Origin of the sequence: Kitasatospora putterlickiae, assembly GCF_039527695.1 — a bacterium.
In the GTDB taxonomy this organism is placed as follows: Bacteria; Actinomycetota; Actinomycetes; order Streptomycetales; family Streptomycetaceae; genus Kitasatospora; species Kitasatospora putterlickiae.
In genome coordinates, this window is record NZ_BAAAKJ010000196.1 from 42,804 (window position 1) to 44,170 (window position 1,367).

Genomic DNA, 1,367 nt, shown 5'->3' on the forward strand with positions numbered 1-1,367 from the left:
GGCGGCCCGGACCTCGGCGAGCTCGGCGCGCAACTCGGCGTGGTGGACGATCAGCTGATGGCCGATCATCTTGTTGCGCTCGGTGTCGGCGGAGAGGTCCAGCGGGTACAGGGCGACCACGGGGATGACCCGGGTGGTCTTCTCCTGGTACTCGCGGAAGGCCGGGCGCAGGGTGCTCTGCCGTTCGTACAGCCGGTCGCGCTCCTCCCCCTCCAGGACGACGGCACGGGTGGCGAAGGGCTTCACCCGCCCCTCCTCGGTGCCGATCTCCATGGTGACCTGGGGCGAGGCGACCAGGTTGTGGAACCAGTCGGGGTGCTCCGGGCCGCCCGCGTTGGAGGCGAACACCAGGTAGCGGGCGCCGTCGGGCAGGTAGACCACCGGGTTGGTGTGCGGCCTGCCCGTACGGCGGCCGGCGGTGGTGAGGACCACCATCGGGGTGCCTTCGAACGCACCGCCGACCTTTCCGTTGTTCTCCCGGAACTCCTTGATGATCCGTTCGTTCCAGCCCATGAGGGCGCTCCAATCGTTTGCTTTGAAAGCAAAGGCAAACTAAACGGGGTCGCCGACGCCTGTCAACCTTCCGTCAGACGGCGCCGGGGCCCCGTGGAGGCGCTCAGACGAGGGCGGCGACCAGGACCGCGAAGGCCGCGACGATGACGGCGACGCGGGCGTAGTGGTAGCGGTCCCAGCGGTCGCCCTGCTCCTTCCAGTCGGCGGGCCGGTTCTCGGGGGTCCACGTCTTGCCCCGGTTGTTGATCGGGACGAGCAGCAGGACCGACATGAGCACGCTGACGATCAGCAGCGCGCCGGCGGTGAAGACGAGTCCGGTGCCGCCCTCGTGCCGTCCGGCGACGGCCCAGGCCAGGACGAGGAGCAGCGAGCCGATGTACCAGACCGGCATCACGGCGCCGAGCATCCGGCCCCCGTGCGCACGGCCGAGCAGGCCGGCGTCCTCCGGGAGGGCCTTGAAGATCGGGTTGATGACGAAGGCGACCGCGAATTCCACCCCCACCATCACGCCGACGACCACGGTGGTGAGGACCTGAAGCGCATGGAGCATGACGACCCCTCCGAAAGCTAGCATTGACAGCTGTTGTGGCAACGCTAGACCTTCTGCCGCTCGCATGTCTAGCGGTGCTAGGATTCCAAGCATGTCGGTACAGGAACGCAAGGAACGCGAACGGGCGGACCGCGAGCGCCTCATCGTGGCCACGGCCCGCGAACTCGCCGAGCGGCAGGGCTGGGACGCGGTCACCACCCGCCGGCTCGCCGAACGCATCGAATACAGCCAGCCCGTCCTCTACAGCCACTTCCGCGGCAAGCGCGAGATCATCGGCGCCGTCGCCCTGGAGGGCGCGGGCGCC

2 protein-coding genes and 1 pseudogene are annotated in these 1,367 nt (G+C 68.9%); 1 reads left to right on the forward strand and 2 read right to left on the reverse strand.

Going from position 1 to position 1,367, the window contains the following annotated elements:
• Window positions 1–513 (reverse strand): nitroreductase family deazaflavin-dependent oxidoreductase (locus ABD308_RS19710; RefSeq protein WP_344336472.1); only part of this gene is annotated, 513 nt, incomplete at its 3' end.
• Between the two features lie 103 nt (window positions 514–616).
• On the reverse strand, window positions 617–1,063 hold the full coding sequence (locus ABD308_RS19715; protein ID WP_344336473.1) for an anthrone oxygenase family protein: 447 nt from the start codon (window positions 1,061–1,063) through the stop codon (window positions 617–619).
• A gap of 91 nt (window positions 1,064–1,154) precedes the next feature.
• Here ABD308_RS19715 and ABD308_RS19720 point away from each other — a divergent pair.
• A pseudogene (locus ABD308_RS19720) lies at window positions 1,155–1,367 on the forward strand (helix-turn-helix domain-containing protein); the annotation flags it as partial.